Origin of the sequence: Sulfidibacter corallicola (assembly GCF_017498545.1) — a bacterium.
Taxonomy (GTDB): Bacteria; Acidobacteriota; Holophagae; order Acanthopleuribacterales; family Acanthopleuribacteraceae; genus Sulfidibacter; species Sulfidibacter corallicola.
Genome location: NZ_CP071793.1, coordinates 642,957 through 668,131 on the forward strand (window position 1 = coordinate 642,957; position 25,175 = coordinate 668,131).

Consider the following 25,175-nt stretch of genomic DNA (forward strand, 5'->3'; position numbering starts at 1 on the left):
ACCTTCGCCGCGCACATAACCGTTGGCGCGCTTATCGAAGGTTTTGCAGCGGCCGTCGGCCGACAGAATGCCCATCTGTCGGGTGGCCGTCATGCCCTGCGGCGCAAGAATCAGGGAGACACCGCCGCACAAGGCGGCCTCGCAATCACCGTTCTGGATTGCGCGCACCGCGGCGACCATCGCGACCGCGCTCGACGAGCATGCGGTGTTCATGGTTTGACTGGGTCCGTGCAGATTGAGTAAATAGGAAATGCGGTTTGCCAGAACGGCCGCGTGGTTGCCCGTACTGACTTGGGCGTTGCTGATACGGTCCTGAATCAGGCGCGAATAATCGTCCGATTCGCAGCCAATGAACACTCCGGTAGGGCTGCCGCTCAAAGCTTCAGCCCGGTAGCCGGCGTGTTCGATCGTGTGCCAGGCCGTCTCTAACAGGAGCCGTTGCTGCGGGTCCATGACTTTGACCTCACGCGGCGAGAGATTGAAAAACTTGGCATCGAAGCGGCGCGGGTTGTCGATAAAGCCGCCCCACTTAACGCCGGTTTCTTCCTGCCAGCGACCGCCGGGTACTTCGGTGATCAGGTCCTCACCGGCCATCATGCGCTGCCACAAGATTTTGGGATTGGCGGCACCGGGAAAGCGGCCATGGTAACCAACGATGGCGACGTGCCGCTTGGCTGCCGTTGCCGCCGCTGTAACCTGCGCCCCTGGCGAGGGCGTTGCACCGACTGATTGGCGTTCGGCGGGGCCGACGGGATTTTCGCTATCTCGGCTTCTGTCCGACTGGCGCGTCGCGACGGCGTTCGTGGTTGCGGCGGTCACCTGTGAATGGCTTGGAGCCGTGTGGGTTTGGAGTTGAGCGATGCCGCTTGGGTCGGGCGATGGTGGCCCTTGGTTGACGCGTTCGGCTCGTTCGGGCGGCTGCGTACCGTGAACCGCGGCGACCGACGCGTTATGAGCGGTCAGGAGATATTCGCCGAGGTCCTCGAGATTGGCATATTCAAAGAACAGCGTCGGTTCCAGCCGGAACCCGTAGGTTTGGCTGAGTGCCTGGCTGAGCTCCTTGAGGTTGATCGAATCGAAACCGAAATCGCCGAAGGGATCGCCGAGGTCGATCTGGCTCGCGTCGACCCGTGTGATTTCGGCGACGATGCGGCGCAGCGACTCGATGAGCGCGGCTTTGAGCCGGGCCTTGGCCGGATACGCCGTCGTGGGTTGTGCCCGTGACTCGGCTATCGGTGTACCGGCGACGGGGGTTGCCGGAGGCACGGTTGGTTTGGCGGGTGCGGTCTTGGATCCCAACAGTTGGGCGACGCGTTCGGCATCACCGACGGTAATCCAACGCTGGAAAGCTTGGTCGTTGGAAGGCATGCGGTTGGCCTCGCCGACGGCAGCTTCGAGGCAGACCAATCCTTGATTCGGCTCCAGGTAGTCGAGTCCGACAGCGGCCAGGTACTCGGATTCGCGGTCGTCGCCGACGTTCATGCCGCCACCGCGCCACAACGGCCAGTGCAACGCGATGGTGGCACCCTTGCAGAGACCTTGGCCACGCAACGACGCGCGGTTTTCAGCGAAGCTTTGCAGCAAGTGGTTGGCCACGGCGTAGTCGCCTTGACCGAAATCCCCCAACCACGCGGCCAACGACCCGTAGAGGACAAACTGATGGAGGTGATCGTCGCGGGTCAACTCATCGAGAATTTGGGCACCGCGAAGTTTCCCGAGCGCATGGTCGCAAAAATAGGCTGGATCTTTGTCGTCAAAGGGTTGGTCGTTGATGGTTCCGGCCAGGTGCAACACTCCGTCGAATGGCCCGAACGCCTCGCGGGCACTGGCGAGCACGGCGGCGCAGGCAGTGCGGTCGCAAACATCGACCGCGGCGTAGCGTGCATGACCCTCGCGTTGGTTGAGCGTGGTGAGGAAGCGGCGCCCCTCTTGGTCGAGCGCGCTTCTGCCCAACAGCACAACCGTCGCCCCGTAACGTTCGACCAAGTAGGTCGCGTGCAGGCGGCCGAGTGCGCCCATACCGCCGCTGATCAAATAGACGCCGCCCTTGCGGAAACCGTCGTTGGCTTGGGTATCGATGGGTTGCGCCACCAAGGTCGTTTCTGTCGGGATGGTTTGCGTCTTGTGCAAATGAAGCTGCCGGGCGGTAGGGTTTTGCGGCAACAGCTCGCGGGCAATCGCCGTCGTCGCGGCATGGCTCCTATCCCAGGTTTCGATGGCAATGTGGCTGTGTTGAAAACTCCCTCGAGCATTGTGCAGCGAGCGATACAGCGCGGCCAAGGCCGCCTGTGCGCCGTCGCTTCCCTTTCCAGGCGACCAGGCGTAAAGCGAACGCAGTGGGCGCGCCAACTTTTTCAACCAGGGTTGCAGCAGATGCGCCTGTTGTTCGAGCACCTGATGATCGTCTTCCGACGCGGCCGTTAGACCCTGGAGTTGCAGCAGATGCGTGGGTGCTTGGAGACCGGCGAGCCAGGCGATCAGGGCCTCGACCGCGACCCTGTCGTTCAGATCTACCCGAGCCTGCGCGGGGCCGAGGATTTCAAAACCGGCATGGGGCTGGATCTGGACGTTGGTCGTCGAAAGGAGGGCCGCCAACTGGCGACATGCCGCGATCACCGCCTCGGCATCGTGCGCATCGCGGTACAACACCAGCAGGTGGATGTTGCGCCGCTCGAAAACAGGGGCGGTCACCGGCGGGCTTTGTCGGCGGGCGAACCACTGCACGTTGGCCGCGCCCGCTTGCTCTGAAACTGCCATCGCTTCTGTCGTCGGGGTAACTGATGGCGGCGATGGCTGTTCCGGCTTTGGCGGCGTTGGTGGCGCGGCAATTTGGTCGGGGGATTCCAACCAAAAGGGCTGCAGGTCGAAGGGATAGGTTGGCAAGGGCACACGGCGGAACCCGCTTTCGCCGTAGAGGACGGTCCAATCGGGATTGAAGCCTTCGACATAGCGGGCGGCCAGCTCATCGAGGGCCGCGGCATAACCCTGCGCGTCGTCGCTCTCGCGGGCCAGCGTTGCAACCAACGCGCGGCCCGCGCGTTTTTCGGCAGCACTAAAGGCAACCTTGGAAATTTTTTGCTCGCCGACAAAGTCGGCGACCGCCGTGCCTTGGGATACCAAAAGTTGCAGTTTGCGCTGCAACTCCTGGTTGTTGGTGACGGTCAGCGCCAGACGCCATGCCAAATGAACGCGGCCTTCGCCCAGTACTCGGGCGATATCGCCGAGTTCCGTTTCGGGCTGTCGCTGAAGCCAACGGTTGAGGGCGGAGATTCGGTGGTTCAAGGCCTGCCTACTATTGGCGGAAATCGGGATCAGATATACAGGGCGCGTTTGACGCGGTTTGGCCGCGTTGGCCGGTGCTTGCTCCAGCACGACATGGGCATTGGTACCGCTAAATCCGAATGAGCTGACCGCGGCCCGCAAGGGAGACTGTTGGGCCGTCCAGGGTTGCGACTTGGTGTTGACGAAGAAAGGTGAGTCGTCGAACTCGATATGGCGGTTGGGGGTTTCGAAGTGGAGCGATGGGACCAAACGGCGATGGCGAAATCCCAAGAGTACCTTGATCACACCAGCGACGCCGGCTGCCGTGAGCGTGTGGCCGATATTGGTTTTGACGCTGCCCAGCGCGCAGAAGCCCCGGTCGTCGGTGAACTCGTGGAACGCGTCGGTCAAGGCAGCCACTTCGATGGGGTCGCCTAACTGGGTGCCGGTGCCGTGGGCCTCCACATAACTGATAGTGCGTGGATCAATGCCAAACTTGCGGTAGACCTCGATTTCGAGAGCGGTTTGCGAGGCGGCGCTGGGTGCGGTAATGCCGCTGCTGCGTCCATCTTGGTTGATGCCGCTGCCGCGAATGACACCGTGAATGTGATCGCCGTCGGCCTGCGCTTTTCGCAGCGGTTTAAGGATGAGCGCGCCGACACCTTCGCCGGCGACGAAGCCGGACGCGTTGTCGTCCCAAGTGCGACAGCGACCTTCCGGCGACAGCATGCCGGCGACGCCCGCCATCGTCATCAATTCGGGGGTGGCCATGATCATTACGCCGCCGGCCAAGGCCATGTCGCATGAACCTTCGCGCAGGCTCTGGCAGGCGAGGTGAAGGGCGACCAACGATGAAGAACAGGCGGTATCGACGGCCAGCGAGGGGCCTTTGAGATTGAGGTGATAGGCGATGCGGGCCGAGAGAATGGCGTTGGCGTTCCCCATGAAAGCGGCCGGTGGGGGTACCTCTCCGCGTTCGCTGCCGACGCGTGACTTGTAATCTCCGTTGGCGCAGCCGACGAAGACGCCGCAACGGCTGCCGCTGAGCCCGCTTTCGGCGTAACCCGCATCCTCGAAGGCGCGCCAGGACTCCATCAAGAACAATCGCTGTTGGGGATCGATGAACGGCATGTCGCGTGGCATGAGGTTGAAGAAGGACGGGTCGAATAGATGGGCGTTTTCGAGAAAGCCGCCCCAACGCGCAAAGTTGCGCACCTCCTCGTTGGGCAGCCGGTCCGGTATCCAGCGGTAAGGCGGTGGTTCGCCAATGAGGCTTGTGCCGCTTTCGAGGTGTTGCCAAAAGCGGTCGAGATCCGGCGCCTTGGGGAACTGTCCCGACATGCCGATAATCGCCACCGCGTCGTCGAGCGCGTGCCCGGATTCGTTGCCTGAATGGTTGGGTTTGTCACCTTGGTCGGCCGCCCCGCGCGTTTCTTTTTGCGTGTTCGCTTCGTCGGCTGCGGTGCGCGGTACTTCGAGGTTGTCGAACTCGGTCGCGGTTCGTTGCAAGAGATCGGCGGTGGTCGGTGTGCGTTTCTCGCCAAAGCGTTTGGCAATGTGTTCGCTCAATTCGGCGACGGTTGGGTAGTTATAAAGATCCGTTCCGCGCAATTTGATACCCAGCTCGCGGTTGATGCGGCCGGTGGTTTCAACGGAAAGCAACGAGTCGACCCCCACGTCTTCGAAGGATGAGGTTTCGTGCAATTGATTTGGGTCCCGATGAATCAGCTCGGCGACGATTCGAATTAACTGGTCGGTGATTTGATCGCGGTGTCGCTGGTCGTCCGCGCTGCCCTCACCTGCCGGTGGGTTCGCGTCCGCTTGAACCGCGCGTGCTTGCATGGCGATCGGCTGTGCCGCGTCTGGTATTTGTTGCGCGCTGCGATTTGAGACGGCGCGGGGGGGCGCGGGTTGGGCCGGTGATCCGATTTGGGCGCCGAGTTGGTGCAGCACGGCCTGGCTGCAGCGGATGGCCACGGTATGGGAATGATCGGCCGCGAGTAGGCGGGTCAGCAGGTCAAATCCCTCGTCGGTGTCGATGGCGAAAACGCCGTGTTTGGCGAGATAGGTTCGGTGTCGTGCATCGGCGGCGGCACCGACCTCGCCCCAGAAACCCCAATTGATCAGTTTGAGGGGCGCGCGGCAGCGGCCCGACGCGTTGCGGATCAGTGCGTCTTGCCAGGTGCTGGCGGCGGCGTAATTCGCTTGGCCCGGATTGGTGGAGTAAGATTGGGTGGATGAAAAGACCGTGATAAAGTCCAGCGGCAACCCGCCGAAATGTTCGAGCACATGCAACGTGCCGCGACCCTTGGGGGCGAGTGCGCTGGACAGGTCGTCTTCACTCATGCGGTTCAGGGCTCGGTCGCGCATGACCATGGCACAATGGAAGACGCCGTCGAGCGCGCCGAAACACGCTTGGCTGCGTTGTAGCAACTGTGCTGCTTGCTCGGCGTCGGCGATGTCGGCTTGCAAGTAGGCGCCCGAACCGCCCAGCTCGCTCAGGCTGACCTGAAGCGATGCCAACTCGCGATCCGGCGCGCGCCGGCCGGTCAACACCACTTGGGCGGCATAGGTTTTGGCCAAATGACGCGCTAAGGCTTGGCCAATGCCGCCGCTTCCGCCAATGATCAAGTAGCGACCGTTGCGGCGCAGCCCGGTGTGACTCGAGTCACCGATGGCAAGGGGCAGTAGACGGCGCTGAAAACGCTGTTGGGCACGCAGGGCAAGCGGTCGATCCACGTATTGATTGAGCGACCGTATCAGGTGTCGGCGCCAACTGGGTGAATCGATAGCGATGTCGTTGTTTGCCAAGTCGATATGACTGAATTGCCAGTGACCTACTTCGCGACAGACGGAACCGAGGAAACCGGGTAGGGCGGCGTCGGCTGCCGGCGCGAGCGATTGCGGCGACGGTGGTTGAGCGGGGATGTCCGCCCAATCGCGGCTAAGCAAAACCAGATGGCGCGGGCGGTCGGAGCATTCGGCCAACTGCTGCAGCCAGGCAAGACAATCGTAAATACGTCCTTCCTCGGTAAGCTCGCTTGGTCCGCACAACAGAATGAGGGTGGCGGGATCTCGAGCGATGAGGTTGTGCCGCCAATCCGCTTGCCCATCCTCGACCAACTGGACGGCGTGCGGAAGTTCGGCGGCAAGCGCGCGGCGCAAATCCGCGGCAGACTCGGGTCCAACCACCACCAGCGGTTCATGGAGCGGCTGATTGGCCGATGCCGCCGGTTCGGATGGAAGCCAGGTTTCCCGCAGCAGGTGAAGCGGCGGCGTCGTTTCGGTAGGGGGTGCACTACGATTTTTTCCGGTGGCGCCCTCGCGCACGCCGGTTCGCAATGGTTTGATGAATAAGTCGTGGAAGTGCAGGCAGGGTCGGCCGGCTCGATCGCTGAAGAGAATGTCGAATCGATTGGGGCGAACCTCCTCGATAGTCGCTTGACAGCGGTGCGGCAGTGGGCGGTAACGCGTCAATTCGCCCAACGAAAACGGCAGCCACAAGCTGTCCGTTTTGCCGGCCTGGCTGAGAATCATGTAACCGGCGGCTTGCAGCGCGCCGTCGAGCATTTGCGGCACCCATTGGTAACCGCGCTCTTCGTCGCCGGTGGCCTGGAGCTCGGCGGTGCCGCGATGGGTATCGAAGGCCAGTTGTTGCAGGGTGAGGAAACTCGGACCGTAATTTAATTTACCGGCGGTGAAGTGCGCGTAAAGTTCGTTTGCGCTCAGTGTTTGGTGGGTCGTCACGGATGGGTCGTGCGATGGGTCGTGTTCGGGTTCAGCGGTGTGCGCCATCGTTTGCAATTGACCGCGCGCATGGACGGCCGTCGTTTCATCGATTTGGGATGCGAAGGTGAACTGCCATTCGTCCTCGTCCGGTTGAACGGTGAGCTGCAGTTCGCCTTGTGCCCGCACCAGTTCGAAAGGCACCAGCCAGAGTACGTCGACGATCCGGAAAGGGCGACCTTCGAACAACTGGTCGGCCGCGGCACGCAGCATTTCCAAGTAACCGACGCCCGGAAAGATCAGACGACCGTTGAGGTTGTGATCGCGAATGATGGGATCGTCGACACTGAAGCGCTTGCGAAAGACGGCCGGCGCCGCCGGGGTTGTTATCTGTGCGCTGTCAATCAGCGGATGGTGGTCGCTCGATTCGTCAGACACCGGCCAATCGCAACCGTTGCTCACCTCGTCCAACCAATATCGGGTTTGGGATAGGGGCAAAGCGGGCAACGAGATGCGTTTACCACCGGTTGCCTGCGATGCCCAGTCGGTTGCTTCGCCGAGCGTCCAGCGTCGGGCCAACGCGTGCAATGGCCGATCGGATGTCGTGGCTCGCGGCGCCTCGGAGCCATTGTGGAAAAAAGCGATGTCCGTGGCGATCGGTGCGTCCTTGGCGAAGGCACGCAGTGCGTCACACAATTGGGTGTTATCGTGGCAAACGACCACCATGCGAACGGTCAGGTGCTCGCGGCCTTGTTGCAGTGTCGCGGCCACATCGGCCGGTGCCGGGCTGTATCGCTCGAGGTAATCGGCCATGGCCGTCGCGTGTCGACGCAAGCGGTTGCGGTCCGGTGCGGAAAAAGGAAAGGCAAAAGGGCCTTGATGGCGCGATTCGGGTCTCACGTCAATGTGCTCCTCGATGACTAAGTGGGCATTGGTGCCGCCGAAGCCGAATGAACTGAGACCGGCCAGACGCGGCTGCGCGTTGCCGTTGCGATCCTGGCGATGCGGCCACGGGCGGCGTTCGTTCTGCAGGACGAAAGGGGTGTCGGCCAGCTCCAGATAAGGATTGGCTTGGTGGTAGTGCAAATTTTTGGGAAGGGTTCCGTGGCGCATCGCCAACAGGATTTTGAACAAACCCGCCAAACCCGCCGCGGCCTCCAAATGCCCAATTTGGGTTTTCACCGAGCCGACGGAAATGGAGTGTTTTGCGGCCTGGGGAACCAAGTTTTTAAAGGCTTTTTTGAGGCCGGCGATTTCGATTGGATCACCCAATCGGGTACCGGTGCCGTGGGCCTCGATGTAATCGACGCGGGCGGGGTCGACCTGGGCGTGGCGCCAGGCTGCTTCGATCAGTTCGGCCTGGATATTGGGGTTGGGCGCGGTCAGCGATTTGGCATGGCCGCCGTGGTTGACACTCGCGCCGCGTAGCACGCCGTGGATCGGATCACCGTCCGCCAGTGCCTGTTGCAGCGGTTTGAGGATCAGCGCACCAGCGCCTTCACCGCGAACATAACCGTCGGCGGCGGCGTCGAACGTTTTGCAGCGCCCGTCCGCGGCCATCATTCCTGCCAGCGAAAAGGCCATAAATGGGCCGGGCGCGAAGCAAAGGTGAGCGGCACCGGCAACCGCCATGTCGCATTCACCGCTGCGCAAGAGCGACATGGCGCGATGGATGGCGACCAACGCACTGGAACAGGCGGTATCGATGGTTTCGCTCGGTCCGTGCCAGTCGAATAAATAACTGACGCGGTTGGCCAACAATGCGTGGGAGACGCCGGTCGCACTGAAGGTGCGAATCGTGCTCCGGTGGCGATGCAGCAACTCGAAGTAATCCATGCCGGACAAACCGGCCAACACGCCGACGCGGCGGCCGCGCAGTGGGGAGGGTGGCAGGCCCGCGTCTTCCAAGGCGCGCCAAACCATTTCGAGGAACAGTCGATGTTGCGGATCCATTTGCGCCGCCTCCACGGAAGACACGCCGAACTGCGCCGCATCGAAACGGTCGAATCCGTCGACAAAACCGCCCCAACGGGTGGAAATTCGGTTGGCATCCTGGTGAGGATCACCCGAAAAACGGCGCCAGTCCCAGCGCTCCGCCGGGACTTCGCGAATCAGATCATGGCCATGGTCGAGGTGCTGCCAGAATTGTTCGAGGTCGTCGCTTGCGGGCAATATGCCGGCCATACCGATAATGGCGATCGGCGCGTTGTCAGCCTGCTCGGCGTGGTTGTGTCGGTTATGCCAATGGGGATCTGCCAAATCGGCGCGGATCGAGCGCTCGGGCGTCAAGGGGTGGCCGGTACTTGGTTCCTGATTGGGGACGCCGCTGCGCTGCGAGGGCGGCAGAAGCGGACCGGCATGGGGGTCCCTTTCGGAGAAATTGACGGCTCCACTTGCAGCCCCACTGTTGGGGAGGAGTACTGCTGCCTGATCGCGGTTGGCCGCATGGCCGATGCGCTGGTCCAGCAGATCGGCCAATTCGGCGAGGGTTGTCACCTCGAAAAATGTGGCCGGCGTGATGGCGGCGTCGAAACGTTGATTGAGTAAATCGGCAAATTGGGTATAGCGGATGGAATCGAACCCATAGGCCCCCAGGTCTTCGTTTAAGTCGAGTTCCGAGACGTTGGTGTGCAACATATCGGCAAGGCAGTGAAGCAGTGCTTGGCGCTGGGCGCCGGCTGGTGCGGTGTGGTCCTCGTTCGATTCGTTCTGTGCGATGGCGGAACGGGGTGTGGGTTGGCTACTTACTTGAGTGGCGAGGTAGTCGCGCAGCTCGGCCAGGGTTTTGAATTCGAACAGCGTGGCCGGCGTGACGACAATTGCGAAATGCTGTTCCAGCCGTGCCGCGAATTGGGTGTAGTTGATGGAGTCGAAGCCATAATCGCCGAGATCAGTTTGCCACTCGATCTCCGCCTCATCGATTTGGAGCATGTCGGCTAAATTGGCCAGCAAGACGGGACCGATGCTTTCGCGCGCGGCGGTCGCCGGTTGTCGGTCTGTTTGGGCGGTCGTGCCCCGGCGTGAAGGCGGCACGGGCTGATTGAGACGCTCGCTCAGCGCACTCTGGTCGCCGACGGCGATCGTGATCCGTGGTTGGTCCAGGCGTAGCGCCGTTTCCATGGCGGCGAGGCCGTCCTTGGTGCCGAGTGGCAAGGCACCACTCATTCGAAACATGCGTTGAATCGCCGCATCGTCGAGATGCATGCCGCCGTCTTGCCAATACGGCCAATTGAGCGCACAGCTTCGACCGTTGCGGCGGCCCCGTACCACGTCGCGGCGGCGTTCGACCATGGCGTGTTCGAGCACATGATTGGCATAAGCATAATCGGTTTGACCGGGGTTGCCGGCGACTCCGGAAATCGAGGTAAAGGCGACGAAGAAATCGAGCGGTTCGGTTTCCGTGGCTCGATCGAGATTTTGGAAGCCGGTCACCTTGGCGGCAATCACCCCCGTTGCCGAGCCGACGACCTTGGTGTGCAGCAATTGGTCGGCGAGCACGCCGGCGGCATGGATGACACCGCGCAGGGGCCCAAACTGTTTGCGAGCGAGGACGACGGCGCGCATCGCTGTTTGCGGATCACTTATGTCGCCGCTCAGATAGGCGGCATCGTCGCCCCATTGTGACAAGGTAACTTGAACCTGGTGGTGCGGTCGTCGGCCGATCAGAACCACTTTGGCATCATAGCGCTCGCGCAGATATTGGGTTACCAGACGCCCCAGTCCGCCCAGTCCGCCGCTGATCAGGTACACGCCGCGCTTGCGGAAGACGACGGGTTCGGTTGCCGGCTTATCCGTTACCGGTTGCCACCAGGGTACGTAGCGGCGACCTTGCGAGAAGCGCACGGCCGCCGCCGCTGGTTGGGCGCGCAACTCGGCCAAAATCCGTTGTGGATCGATGGCTTCGTCTTCGAAGATCAGGAGGCCGGAGCGCTGGCTGGGGTGTTCCCAGGCCAAGCAGCGAGCGAAAGCGGAAAAACCGAGCAACGCCGGACCGGTGTCGCCGCCACTGCAAACCAGACGCGATTGAAATTCGGCGCGGGGATCGCGCTTGAGGACGGCTTGGTGAAGGAACATGGGCAAGGCGAGCACTTGTTGTTCGGCAAGATCGAGTGACACGGGATCGGTCACGAGGAACAGGGCAGCCTGCGGTGGGCTGTCGAGTTGTTGCACCAAGTGTTGCAACTGAGCCGGATCGCAGGGATCCAGTTGGACGTGCGCCGCATCGAACTGTTGGAAGCGCCGGCCGGATTCGATCCATAGGCAAGGTGTCGCGGCGGCAAAACGTTGCGCCAAGGCCGGCGCGTCGCAGAAGAGCAGCAATCGCGACTTGCGTGGCTCTGCTTCATCGGCATCGGTTGAAGGAAGCGGTTGCTCGCGCCGACTAGGCAGAAACAATCGGGTTGGGTGATCGGTGTCGGCGACGGCGGCCTGTGCAGTGAATCCGGTGATTGAGGCAAGTACCTGACCGTGATCGTCGAGCATTTGGAGATCGCAACGTCTCAGGTCGTTATTGCCGCCTGGATTTGCGCGACGCTCGGTCAGGACCCAAAGCTGTTTTGGCAGCGGCGCGTGGAGCTCGATCGAGGTGAGTTCGAACGGCAAAAAGGGACGGCGCTCGTCCCTGTCGGCGAAAAGAACGAAACTGGTTTGCAAAACACTGTCGAGCAGGGCTGGATCGAGACTGTCGGGCGTTGAACTGAAACGGGTTTGCGTGCTCAAGTCGACGCGGGCCAGGCTACCCTCGTCGTTGCACCACAGTTGCGCCAAACCTCGGTAACAGGGGCCGTGATCAATGCCGCGTTGCTGCATGCTTGCGTAAATACCGTCGATGTCAACGGGTCGGGAGAAGCGGGTTCGCAATTGCTCCAGGTCGAGCGGCGCCGGCCGCTTGCGCTGATCGAACCCGATCAAACCCGCAACTTTGGTGCGGTGTGACGCCGTCGGGTTGTGGTCCGAACGGTTGTGGCCGGAATCCTCGCTGGACGAACCACTCGGGTCAAATTCGCCTTCCTCGGCGCAGGTCAAACCGAAATGCAGTTGGTCGCCCTTACGAGAAAAGCGGATTTCCACCTGAGTACGTTCGATTACGGCGATGGGCGCTTGCCAAACGATGCGCTCCAGGCGGGTGACCCTGCGTTGCGCCGCGAAGGCGGCGGCGAAACGCGCCATTTCCAGCCCGGCGGTTGCCGGCAACAAAGGCCGACCGTTAATGCGATGTTGCGCCACCAATGGGAGACGGCTATCGAGCAAGCCGGCGAATCGAAGCGCATGCAATGTGCTCAAGTTTTCATGAACCAAAGGATGGTTCAGCCAGGAGTCCGTGGTAGGTAGCGGCTCGACGGGTCGTTTTTCCATCGTCGGCCAGTGGGCTACCGCTTCGAACGCATAGGTGGGCAAGGGAATACGTCGTGGCTGATAGGTAGTGTCGCCTTGTGGCCAAACGATGTCGGCGCCTTGACACCAGCGCCGAATGTTTTCGCAGGTGCGCGGATTCAGGGCGGCACCCAGTTCGCCGCTCGGGATCTCGTTGGTGTCGTTTGCCGTGATCCAACGAGGCTGGTGCTGTTCGCCGTTCGCTTCGGTCGCAAGGTAATCGGACAGGGCCGTTTGCAATTGGTTGAGATTGGTAGCGGGAAAAACGACGCGTTGGGCCATGGCCTCGCGTCCTTGTTGCAGGGTGAAGGCCACATCGGCGAGCTCGAGGGCGTCGTCCGCGTCCCGGTTAAGGAACTGTCGCAGGCGATCTACATTGCCACGAAGGCTCGATGGGTTGCGGGCTGAAAGGGGAACCCAATGGGGTTCCTGTTCGCCCGTTGCGCCGGGATGAACCTTGTCACGCGGTGTAGCTCCTGGCCGGGCCGGGTATTCTTCCACGATCAAGTGAACACAGGCGCCACCGATTGCGAACGAATTGATGCCCGCGCGGCGAGGCCGTTCATCCTTGCCGGTCCGGCGTCGGTGCCACGGGTTCGCCGCCGCCGAGATCGCCAGTGGCCCGCCGCTTAAATTGAGATCGGGATGCGGCTCCTGGAAATCGCGGTTATGGGGAAAGACGCCGTTGTGCATGCCCAGTAGGACGTGAAACAGTGCTGCGATGCCGGCGGCCGGTTCCAAGTTGCCCACGTGGGTTTTGACTGATGCCAGCGGCAGCGTCGCGGTTCGGTTTTCGGGTGTAAACGCCAGGCTGAGAGCGGTCAGCTCGACACTGTCGCCGACCGGTGTGCCGGTACCGTGCGCTTCGATGTAATCGAGGTCGTCGGCTGTCAGGTCCGCTTGGGCGAGAGCCGTTTCGATCAGCTTGGCGTTGGCGCGTCCGTTGGGCGCGGTCAGCGATTGGCTGCGACCACCGTGGCCGACGGCGGCGGCGCGAATCACGCCGTGAATGCTATCGCCATCGGCAATAGCGCGTTGGAGCGGTTTAAGCAGCACCAGCCCAACCCCTTCGCCGCGCACGAAACCGTCGGCGCGGGCATCGAAAGCACGGCAGGTCCCGCCGGCGCTGACGACACCCAAATCGGCCGCGGCCGCCATCGACCAGGGCGCGATGAGGGTATTGACACCACCGGCGAGGGCGGCTTCGACTTCGCCGCGCGCCACCCCACGGCAAGCCTGCACCAACGCCAACGTCGCCGAAATGCAATTGGCATCGACGACCGAACTTGGTCCCTTGAGGTCGAAGTAGAATGAGAGACGATTGGCCAAAAGCGCATTTTGGTTGCCGAGCCCGGTTTGGATGTCCCGAACGCCGCAATGACGCAGCAGCTCGCGATACTCACCTTGAATGGCGCCGATGTAAACGCCGGTTTGACTGCCTGCAAAAGCACCGGGTCGGTAGCCGGCATTTTCAAAGGTGGACCAGGCCGTTTGCAGCAGGAGCCGTTGGCGCGGATCCATCGCGCGCGCGTCCAGTGGCGAGAGGCGGAAGAGACGGTGGTCGAAATGCTCGATGTTGTCGAGGAACGCACCCAAATGCGCACCGGCGCGGCGGATGGGCGCATCGAGAATGGCCTCCAGATTGCCGGGAAACCGTTTGGCGGGGAACGGTTGCACGCGCTGAACCTGCTCCCGGCCGAACACTTGTCGTGCCAAGGTGCTTAGGTCGGGCGCACCCGCAAAGCCGCCACTCATGCCGACGATGGCGACATCGTAGCGGTCCGGGCGCTTAGGCTCCCTTGGTTGGGCGTGGACACCCGATGCGACTGCCGTTGGACGGGTGCGCGGCTGTTCGCTGGTTGGCGGGCCGTTGGGTTGCGATGCGTTTGGTCTTTCCGTCAGTGCGGCGCGAATGGCGGCACCGTGACGGTGCATCAGCTCTTGCCGCAGGCCCTTCAGCCCGGCTTCGCCGTAAAAGATGCCTTTGGCGAGCGGAACGCCCAACCGCTCACTCATTTTGCCGGCCCACTCGCCGAGAACGAGTGAGTCGACGCCGTAAGTGTCGAGCATGTCGTCCGCGCTGATTTCGTCAGGGTCCATTTTGAGTAACTCGGCGAGGCCGGCGCGCATGACCCGGTCCAACCGGGTTTGGATCAGTTCGTCTTCATCCGTGTCGTGCTTGTGGTCTGGCAGGAGAGTGGCGTCGCTGGATGGCGCGGATTGCGTCGTCGTGCTTTGACCCGTCGCCTCGCACCAATAGCGTTCGTTGGCGAATGGATAGGTTGGCAGCGGCACACGCCGTGCGGCTTCATGGTTGAACAGCGTGCACCAGTCGCCTTCCATACCGGCTACGTAATCTTGCGCGAGCGCTTCTAAGGCGGCGACAGTGAGATGTCGACCCTCGGTCAAAAGGTTTGCCGCCGCTGCCAGGCGCTGCTCGGCGGCTTCGATTTGCTGCGCGGTCGGTTCGCTGTTTTTGTCGCGGTTAAAGTAAAGCGCGGTGTTGGGTTGTCCCTTGCTGAAGTCGGTCAAACCGATGCGCAGGCTGTCGCAATCGGCCGCAACCGTTGCAAGGTGGTAGGCGAAGCGACTGCGGCCGATGAGGCAGGTCATGGCCACATCGTCGAGACGTGCCTGAGGTTGTTGTTCCAACCAGTGCGCCAAATCGCGGGCGCGGTCGCGTAACTGGCTGGGCGTGCGGGCCGAGAGCCCAATCAAATAGTGCGGTTGCCGCGGTTGCTCGCGCTCGGCGGCGGTGAAGGCGCGGACCACGGCGTGGGCGTTGGTGCCGCTAAAGCCAAAGGCGCTGGCGGCACCGATGCGTGGTCGGCCTTCGGGCCAAGGTCGGCTTTTGGTGGGAATGTAAAACGGGGTGCCCGACCAATCGACAAGCGGGTTGGCCTGGTCGAAACCGGCCATCGCGGGAATGCGCCCCCGTTCCACGGACAAAACGAGTTTGATAAAACCGGCAATGCCGGCAGCGGCCAAGGTGTGGCCGATGTTGCTTTTGACCGAACCGATGGCGCAGTATTGCCGCTGTTGGGTGAACTGCGACCAGGCTTCACTCAAGCCTTCGATTTCAATTGGATCGCCGATTCGGGTGCCGGTCCCATGAGCTTCGACCAAGCCGATTTGGTTCGGATCAATCGCCCGTTTGCGATAAAGATCGCTGATCAATTGGGCTTGGGCCGTGGCGCTGGGTGCCGTCATACCGTGCGTTTTTCCGTCTTGGTTGAGGGCCGTGCCCAGTACGACGGCGTGAATATGGTCGCGATCACGCAGCGCATCGGTCAGTCGTTTCAAAACCACGACGCCGACGCCTTCGCCGAGAACAATGCCGTCCGCCTTGTGGTCGAAGGCGCGGCACGCGCCGCTGGGTGAAAGCACGCCGGCACGGCCCAAAAGAATCAAGAACCGCGGTGTGTTCATGAGGGCGACGCCCCCGGCCAGTGCGGTGTCGCAGGTCCCGTCGCGTAGCGATTGGCACGCCAGATGGACCGCGACCAAGGAGGAAGAACAAGCGGTATTGACGGTCATGGTCGGCCCTTTCAAGTTGAGGTAGTAGCTCAAACGCGAGGGCAACATGGCCTCATAATTACCGGTCAGCCGCGCATGCTCGGCAACCAAGCCGTTGCGGTCGACGAGATCGGCGTAATCGGCGGCATTGAACCCGGCGAAGATGCCGGTTTTACTGCCGCGCATCGCGGGACCAGCGTGACCGGCGCGTTCCAAGGCACGCCAACACTCCTGCAAAAACATGCGCTGCTGCGGATCCATCAGTTCGGCGTCGTGCGGTGATATGTGGAAAAAGCGTGGATCGAAGCGGTCGAGGTCTTTTAGGAAAGCGGCCGATTTGACGGAGACGCGATCGCGCACCTCGGCATCGCTGTGGTAAAAATCGGACCGGGGCCAGCGGCTGATCTCGCCGACCGCACTTTTTTCGGCCAGCAGGTTTTGCCAGAACTGATCGAGGTTGGGTGCATCGGGGAAGCGGGCCGACATGCCGACGACGGCGATGGCGTGTTCGTCGTCGGCTGGTGTGGGGTGACCCTGATCGCTGCCGCATGGGTCGGCCTCGCGTATCCGTACGTGCCCTGTTTCGCGGGGGTCCCTCTTCGCCTGTGCCACCGTTGGTGTGCTCGATTGGATCGCGGCCGGTACCGACTCGCGTGCTGGTGTCGGCAAGGTGTCGGCGTGGTGATGGGCGATGTGTTCGGCCAAGGCTTCGATCGTGCCGAAATTGTAGAGGTCGGTGGCGCGCAGTTGAATCGCGAGGCGGTGGTTGAGTTGTTCGATGACCTCGAGGCTCAGAATCGAATCGACCCCCAACTCGCCATAAGTCGCATCGGCGCTGAGCGCCTCGCCTGGCATGGCCAGGACCTCGGCCAACACGCTGCGAATGACGTGGCGCACTTGTGCTTTTGCCACATGGCCGTTCGCCACGGCTTCGCTTCCCTGTTTTTGGGGTTTGGCCGTCGTTACAGTGGCCACGGCGGTTTGTTGGGGGGCGGTTGTTTGGCTGTCGTTGTCGCTTGCCGCATGTGTCGCCGCCGCGCGACACACAAACACGCTCTGCTCGCCGCTGACGGGATGGGCGCTGTCGAGGCCCAACGTGGTCAAATCGCTAAAACCGGAGGCGGCAAGGACCTCGGCCCATCCGCTGCGATTGGCCAGCGGACTGTGTTCGAGCCTCAGTTGCGCATCATTGAAGCACCACCAACCTTCCAATAGCCCGAACGTCAGTGTGGCGCAATCCTCGAGGCTGGTGCATTCGTTGATGATCAACCAGCCGCCCTCGCCCAACAGCGCGCGAACGTGAGCGAGGGTGGTTTGGAGCGACGCGGTTGCGTGGAGCACGTTGGTTGCCAAAATCAAATCGTAGGCGCCGCGGGCGAAGCCCTGTTCCATCGGCGAGTGTTCAATGTCCAGTACCGAGAAATGCAACCAGGGTCGACCTTGAGCAGCGAAGTTCTTGCGACCGTGGTGCAGAAAGCCGCGAGAAAGGTCCGTGTAATCGTAGTGAATGCGCGCCGCGTGCGGTTCGAGTATGTCCAGCAACAACCGGGTCGTACCACCGGTTCCGGCGCCGATCTCCAAGATTCGCAGCGGACGGCCGAGATGTTGGCTGGTCTCCAAGAGTCGGGCCACGCTCCAAACCACCAGGCGATTGGCGTGATCGGCTTTAGGGTTGCCGCGGTAAATTTTCTCGATCAGGGCGGACGAGGCTTTGGGGAACATGATCTCCGTGGCGGCCATCTCACCCCGCAAAACCTCGTCGAAGGCTGACAAACAGGTTTCGACCAGGTCGAAATAGGCGACTAAATGCGGGTGCTGTCGCCGTGCGGTGGAAAAGCGCTGCCGCCATTCGTCCGGATGATTCTCGGCACGGAATTGGGTAAGCCGTTCTGTACCGCGAAGTTTCGTGTCGCCCTCGGGAACGAGAAGTTTGGCGCGGACCAACATATTCAGCAAAGCATGGAGTAAGCGTTCGTGTTGCGGATCGAGGTCGATGTGTTGGCGAACTTCATCGAGCGTGAGTTGCTCATCCCTGTTGTTGAGCAAGCCATTGCGGTTGAAAAAGGCCAACAAGCCGGTGATACAACAATCCTGCAACGCACTAAAAGCGGCAATCAGTTGATCACGCGTTTGTGCTTGCAGCCGGGGCGCATCGATTTCCAACCAGGCGCCCGGTGGGCGAAGTTCGGCCGAGGCCACGGCCCTGGGGTTGGGGTCCTGTGCCAGGCCCAATTGGGCAAGCAGATGTGGTTCGGCCGGTAGAATTAAGGTTTGCACGGCTTGATTCACAATCAGCCGTTCCGTGAGATCCAAGCCGAGCGTCACCTTCAGCGGTCGAAATCCGACCGCCGCTACCGTTCGTTTACGTTGCGCGTCCCAGTCGGACACCTCCAGTTCCCATAGCCCCCAATTTAGCGTGTGAATCGGTGTGTGACTGGGCCAAGCATGTGCCACCGCGTCCTGAAAGCGACAGGCGGCACTGTAGTTAGCCATACCTGCTTGGCCCAATTGGGCCTGGCAAGACGAAAAGAAAAGGACAAAATCGATTGGGCGCGCGGCGAGCTGAGCCCAGAGATGACGGGTCCCGTCGTATTTGGCATCCAAGCCCTCGCGAAAACGCTCCAGGCTAATCCGACCGATACGTCCATTGCGGTCGACCATGGCGGCATGGATCACGCCGTGAAGTGCGCCAAAGCGCGCCGTAACCTTTTGGAGCAGTGTCTCCGATTGTTCGACGTCGCCGATATCAGCCTGAAAATAGGCAACTTCAGCGCCTTGATCGCGCAATTCCCGCAACCAGGCGCGATTGGCCGTGGTTGCTTCACGCCGGCCGCAGAGTGCCAATCGGGCGCCATAACGCTGCGCCAGGTGTTGCGCCAATTTTCGGCCGATTCGGCCCATACCACCCAAAATCAGGTAGGTGGCGTCATGACGCCAACCGCGATTTCCCGGGCTTGCGGCTTCAGACACGGGATCGGCCAAGGGAACGAAAAACTGTTCGTAACGTTGTTCACCGCGATGAGCGCGTTCTTGGATGGGTGCCGTTTGCGCGGGTTCGGCGAGGAAGCGAACGACCCTTTCATCGAGCGCTTGACCTTGAAGATCGAGGTCGACACAGTTAAACCTTTGCCGCGGATACTCGCGCGCCATCGTTTTGACCATGCCCCACAGTTCGGCACCGGCCGGATTGACCCGATCCTCGGCGGTGACCTTGACCGTATTGACGAGCAGGATGTCCCATTGGCAATTCGGATGTAAATGGTGGTCGCGTTCGAAGCGTTGCACGAGGTGATAAAGCGCTTCGATGCCTTGTTGGCGATGGTGATGCCAAGCCGCGTGGTCGTCGGCCGGTAAGCGACGAAGCCGTGCGGCACTGAGGAAACATACGCGATCGAAGGGGATGTGCCGGGGCCAATCGGCGTCATTGACGGCCGCGCCGCTATCGCTTTGAGGCAATACCAAATGGGTCACCTGAGCCTGGCGAAAATGGGCTGAGACCGCATGGCGAAGCGGCTGTTGATCGTCGCGGCTGACGATCAGAACCTGTCGGTGCACCGCATGAGCGGCTGCCGTCGGGTTTGGAGAAGCCGAGTTAGGGTCCGTGTCGGCCGGGGTTCCGGTTTCTTTCTCGGTCTTCAAAAGTCGCCAACTGGGTTGGTAGCAGCATTCGAGTGGGGCTTCCTTGGCTGTCCCGACGCGCTCGAGTTCCTCGGCCCAGTAGCGTTGTTTGGCGAAGGGATAGGTGGGTAGCGGGATTCGGCGCGGTAGTTCACGACCGAACATTTGGGTCGGCGCTACGGCGTCGCCCTTCAACCACGCTTGGGCCTGGTCGACGATATGTCGTGGGCGGTTCCGCCATGGGTGTAGCGCAACGGACTGCGTTTGCGGGTCGGCCAAAACCAAGCTGGTGGATGTGCCGTCCCTGAGCCAGCTTTGAAGCGCGGTAGCCAATAGTTTTGGATCTTCGCCGATCCAGGCCAGGCGGTAGGCAAACTGTTCGCGGCCAATCAGGAGGCTGTAACAGATCGCTTCGAGATCTTCGTTGCAGTCGGCGAGGTAGCGAGCAAATTGGGCCGCGTGGACTTGCAACTGTTGCAGACTTTTGGCGCTCAGGGTGAACAACTGGTCGCCGCCGCCTTGCGGCCGAACCGCCGGCGGGGGTGCCTCGGCGAGCACCGCATGCGCGTAGCTGCCGGCGAGGCCGAAGGCACTGACGCCGGCCAGACGCGGGCCCTGTTCTGGCTGCGGCCAATCCCAAGCCTGTGTTTCGATGGCGAAGGGCGAATCGGCCAGGGGAATGTAGGGATTCAAATTTTTGAAGGTCGGCATGGGTGGAATGTGACCGTTTTGCAGGCAGAGCACGGTTTTGATGACGCCGGCCAAACCGGCCGCCGAACCCAAGTGACCGATGTTGGCTTTGATCGAGCCCAGCCGACAAAAGTTACGGCGCTCGCCGTGGGTTTGCATTGCATTGGTCAGAGCTTGGAATTCGATTGGATCGCCGAGACGGGTGCCGGTGCAGTGTGCTTCGATGTAGCCGAGATCGGCCGGATTGATCGCCGCATCGCGCCAGGCTTGCAACAGTAACGCCGATTGCAGTTCGGGGCGCGGTGACGTTGGATTGTTGGCTCGGCCACCGTGATTGATGGCGCTGCCGCGAATGACGGCGTGGATGTGATCACCCGCTGCCAGTGCTTCGGACAGCGGTTTCAGCAGGAGCGCGGCGACACCTTCGCCCGGCACGTAACCGTCGGCATCGGCATCGAAAGTGTGGCATTTGCCGCTGGGCGAGAAGGCTTGCATCGCCGATACATATATATAGTGTAGGGGACTGATGAGAATGCCGACCCCGGCGGCCAGGGCCATGCTGCAGGAGCCGTCACGCAGTGCCTGGCAGGCCAGATGCAACGCGGTTAGAGATGATGAGCAAGCCGTATCGACAGGCAGGCTGGGGCCTTGCAAATCCAACGTGTACGAGATGCGACCCGAAAGCGATGATAGCAGCGCGCTGGATGCGTGGTGTCCGTGCAGCGGAACCCGACGGCGTAAAATTTCGTCCCAGTATTCCTTCAGGCTGGCGCCCACAAAGAGCCCGGTATCGCTGCCACGCAGGTCGGGGGCGCGCCCGGCATCTTCAGCGGCGGCGTACACGGTTTCCAGTAACAAGCGCAATTGGGGATCGAGCCAAACTGCTTCACGCGGAGGAATGTTGAAAAAGAGTGGATCGAAGCGGTCGACCTCGATGAAGGAACCCCACCGACTGTAGCTGTGATCGGCGCGACCCGCTTGCGCGTCGTACCAACGATCCACATCCCAGCGCGAGGTGGGAATCGGGCCGACCGTGTCGCGCCCGGCGCGCAAGTTAGACCAAAGTTGCTGGTAGGTTTCAGCTCCGGCAAAGCGCGATGCCATGCCGATGATCGCGATGTCCCGATCGCGAACCGGATGGTGATCCGGGGCCTCGAGTTCGCGTGTGGTCGCCGAGCGGGCGGCATTCAGGGCTGTCTTCTCGATGTCGCCGTTTCGGTCTAATCGTTTTTGCCCGTCCGCCGAGCTTGTCAAGGGTACGGAAACGGCGTCGGTTGGAGCGGCTTCGACCGTTTGCGCCAAAGCGCCGACGCGCTCGAGCGCGTCGTGGTGGTGTTCGAGAAAATAGCGACCCAACTCGTTGAGGTTCTGGTATTCGAAAAACAGGGTTGGGTAGAGTTCGACGCCCAACGCCGTTTCAATGTTGCCACCGATCGCGATGAGTTGATGGGATTCCAGGCCCTGTTCCATAAAGTGACGGTCGCGATGAAATTCCGTGGCGCCGCCGTTGTCGGCTTGAATCAAGTCCGCAATGTGGCGATGTAGGAAGGCGATTGTTCGGTCCAAGTCGGTGTCGTTGTTGGGTGGTGCCTTGGATGTGACGCTGGCTCCGGCCGGTGGGACGGTCGCGGGTCGCTCGGCAGCGGGTTGCTCGTTCGCCTGTGTGGTGGACGAGTGCAAATGCAGAAACGAATCGCGCCCAACCAAACGGTGAACAAAACCATCGATCGAGACGCAGATCCGCCCTTGGTCGTCGACGATGCGGAAATCAAGGGTGAGTTCCTGGTCTTGGCGGTTCGTGATGGTGGCGTAGCACCAGCACCGGGAGGCGGGCGGCGCAAAAAAAACGATGCGGCCGATGGCGAAGGGAACCCACATCAGATCGTCGCGTTGGTCGAGACTGGTTTGCGGCGATTGAGCGGCCATCGCGGTGATAAATCCTGCGTTCAGCAAGGCCGGCAGCACCTGGAAGGCATAACTGGCCTCTGTCACAGGGTGATCGCACGTGAGCAGTGCCGTCGCACCCTCTTTTTTGGCATAAACGCATTGAACGACATCGAGGGCGGGGGCGCAGTCGAGCAGGCGGCGACCGCGCAGTTCGGCGCGCTCGATGAAGCGGGCATTCCTTTGCGCGGCCTTTAAGTCGAACGGATCAGGCGTGGCGACCAGAGGGGTTTCAACCCATTCGCAACGTGCCGCAACCTGCAGTTGCGCAGCATCTTCGCTGGAGAAGGTACTTTCGAGAATTTTCTTTTCGCCATGGTGCTGCAGGCGGCCGACCAGCGTGACACCTTGACGCTCGTGCAACCAAATCGGCTTGAGAAACACCCAATTCCGCGTCGTGATCGGCATCGTGCCGTGGAAACGCAGCCGCGCCAAGTCGAGCAACAGCGAACAGTGCGTGACACCGAGTAAGACGGGCTTCCCAAAGACCTGGTGTGCGCGAGTGAAGGGTTCGTCGGCAAGAAAGGAGCGCCGCAACTGGTCGCCTCGGGTCTTTGTTTCGATGGCGGTGTAGGCTTCTAACGGGGTGATTTGTTTGGCTTTGAGTTTACTGAGTATGGCATCGAATGAATCGGTCATGGGTCCTTCCTGTTAGCAGTCACGTGGGTTTCGCGTTTTGGGCGGACAGTGGCGGCGTCGGCTTGGTCTTCGGGCCGGAGTAGGGCGGTACCCGCTAGGTCTTCGAGCCAGCGGCGCAGGGCGACCCCGTCGTGCAATAAATCGTCGAGGTCGCTGTCGGTTGGCGCGAAAAGGTCGTGATTGCGGCGCTGGAAAGCAGGGGCCGGCAAAGGCTGGCGGGCGTTTGCCGTTGGCAAAACCTGCTCCAAAATGAGGTGGCAATTGGTGCCGCCGAAACCGAAAGAGGAAATCGCGGCGCGGCGGGGTTGGGAACGTTCCGGCCAGGGGGTCGCTTCCAGCACCGGGTAAAACGGCGAGTCCTGGAAGCGGAAGCGTGGGTGGGGTTGAAGACAGTGAAGGGTTGCCGGAATCAAATCCTGTTGAAGGATCAGCACGTTTTTGATCAAGCTTGCGATGCCGGCGGCGCGCAACAAGTGGCCGATATTCGATTTGAGCGAACCAATCGCGCACGTTGCCCTGGCCGCGGTGCGACCGTAGGCATGGGTTGCGGCACGGACCTCGATCGGATCGCCCAACGAGGTACCGGTACCATGAGCTTCGAGATAATGGATGTCGGCCGGGTCGACGCCGCTGTCGGCCAGCGCGGCGCGAATCACCTTGGTCTGCGCTTCGCCGTTGGGAACGGTCAAACCCATGGTGTGGCCGTCGTTGTTGACCGCCGAACCGCGGATCAGCGCCAGAATGCGGTCGCCGTCGGCGCGTGCGCGGTCGGCCCGTTTGAGCATTACCATGCCCGCCCCTTCGCCCAACACGAAACCGTCGGCGTCGCGATCGAAGACACGGGTTTGGGGCGAGGCGGCCAAGACGCCGGCTGCCGCAAATTTGAGGTGGCTGTAGGGCCCGATGTGGAGCTCCACGCCGCCTGCCAATGCCGCGTCGCATTCGCCTTGGCGCAGTGCTGAAACCGCTTGGTGTACCGCAACCAAGGACGATGAGCAGGCGGTGTCGATGACCTGGGCCGCGCCTTGCAAATCGTAAAAATCGGCGATACGGGCCGCCATCATGTTGGGAATGCTGTTGACCACCAGGCGTTTGTGAGCCCAGTCCGGCAATTCGTGCCAGCGATGCCGCAGGTAATCGCTTTCACCACCGGCGATGTAAACCGCGGTGCGCGTCTTGGCGATCTCGATTTTGTCGTATCCGGCATGACACAAGGTGGCGGCGGCGATCTCGAGAATGAGGCGGTGATGCGGGTCAAGCACCGCTGCTTCACGGTGATCGATGGCGAAGTACTCGGCATCGAAGCCGTAGATGTCGTCGAGCAACGCGGCCCATTTTGCGTATGTGCGGCCCGGTTGGTTCTTTTGAGGCGCATAGTACTCTGCAATCGACCAGCGATCGGCTGGAACTTCGGTGACGGCACTTTTGCCGGCTTGCAGAAGTTCGATGAATCGTTCGGCATTGTTCGCCCCTGGCAGGCGGCAGGCCAAACCAATCACCGCGATGTCGCGCGCCTCGCGGGGCGCGTTGTACCGTGCCACCGGGTTGTGGCCGGTAGGTTGGTGAGAATCGCTCGATGGGTCCTGGTCGATGCTTTCGGGGGCGGTGTTCAAGAGTTCCGAAAATTTTGACGATGGGGTTGACCTTTGGTCGTCCTCGAGGTTTGTCGGTGGTGGATCCGGTGGCGGGGTCCGATCCTTTTCCGGTACCTCGGACTGCTGTGTCGATGGGACTGGGTTTGACGCAATCAGGTTTGGCACAGAGTCGTACAGGTGATCGGCCAAGGAAGATAAAGTGGAGAGTTCGACGAATAACGAGGGTTCCAGCACTAATCCCCAGCGTTCTTCGATGCGGTTGAGCAGGGTCATCATCATGATCGAATCGAGGCCGTACTGTTCCAGCGATTCTTCCGTGTCGATATCTTCGGCATCGACCTTGAGGACGGCCATGCAAAGCTCGGTCAAGTCGGCCAGTAATTGAAGTCGGTCAAGCTTGTCTGCGATTCTGCCGCCGGGAGGTGAGCCATGGGATGTTTCGCCCTGGCGTTCAGCGGGTTCCGGCAACGGTGCCAAACCGGATCGGCTGGCCTGGGCAGATGGATCGCCAGCGCCGGCAAGAACGGAACGTCCTTGGTGTTGCGATGGGTGATTGGGGTTGGCGTTGGCCTCGTCGGGACCGAGCGGTTGGTCCGTCCCTTCCTGGTGATTGGTGGCTCTTGCTGACAGTTGATCGCAGTGGATGTCGTAAATCCGGCACAACTGTTCGCGCTCACCGCAGATGACGCCGGTGAGCGGCGCTTGGCTTGCCAACAAGGCATCAAAGACAAGCAAGCCGTTGGTGCTGTCGAGTGAACGCAGTCCGAACTTCTTCTCGAGCCACGCTTCGGTTTCAGCGTCAATGCCCATGCC

The 25,175-nt window shown here is 61.5% G+C and carries 2 protein-coding genes (both cut by a window edge); both read right to left on the bottom strand.

Features of this window, described 5'->3' with window-relative positions; all coding sequences use genetic code 11:
* Nucleotides 1-22,767, bottom strand: the 5' portion of a protein-coding gene (locus J3U87_RS01920) for an SDR family NAD(P)-dependent oxidoreductase (RefSeq protein ID WP_237381333.1). Its footprint begins 12,600 nt before the window's first position; 22,767 of the gene's 35,367 nt are visible here — the first part of the coding sequence; its start codon is at nt 22,765-22,767; the stop codon falls past the left edge of the window.
* Nucleotides 22,764-25,175, bottom strand: the end of a protein-coding gene (locus tag J3U87_RS01925) for an SDR family NAD(P)-dependent oxidoreductase (RefSeq protein ID WP_237381334.1). It continues 8,019 nt past the right edge of the window; the window shows 2,412 of its 10,431 coding nt (coding positions 8,020-10,431); the start codon falls outside the window, past its right edge; its stop codon occupies nt 22,764-22,766. The genes J3U87_RS01920 and J3U87_RS01925 overlap by 4 nt, the downstream gene beginning before the upstream one ends.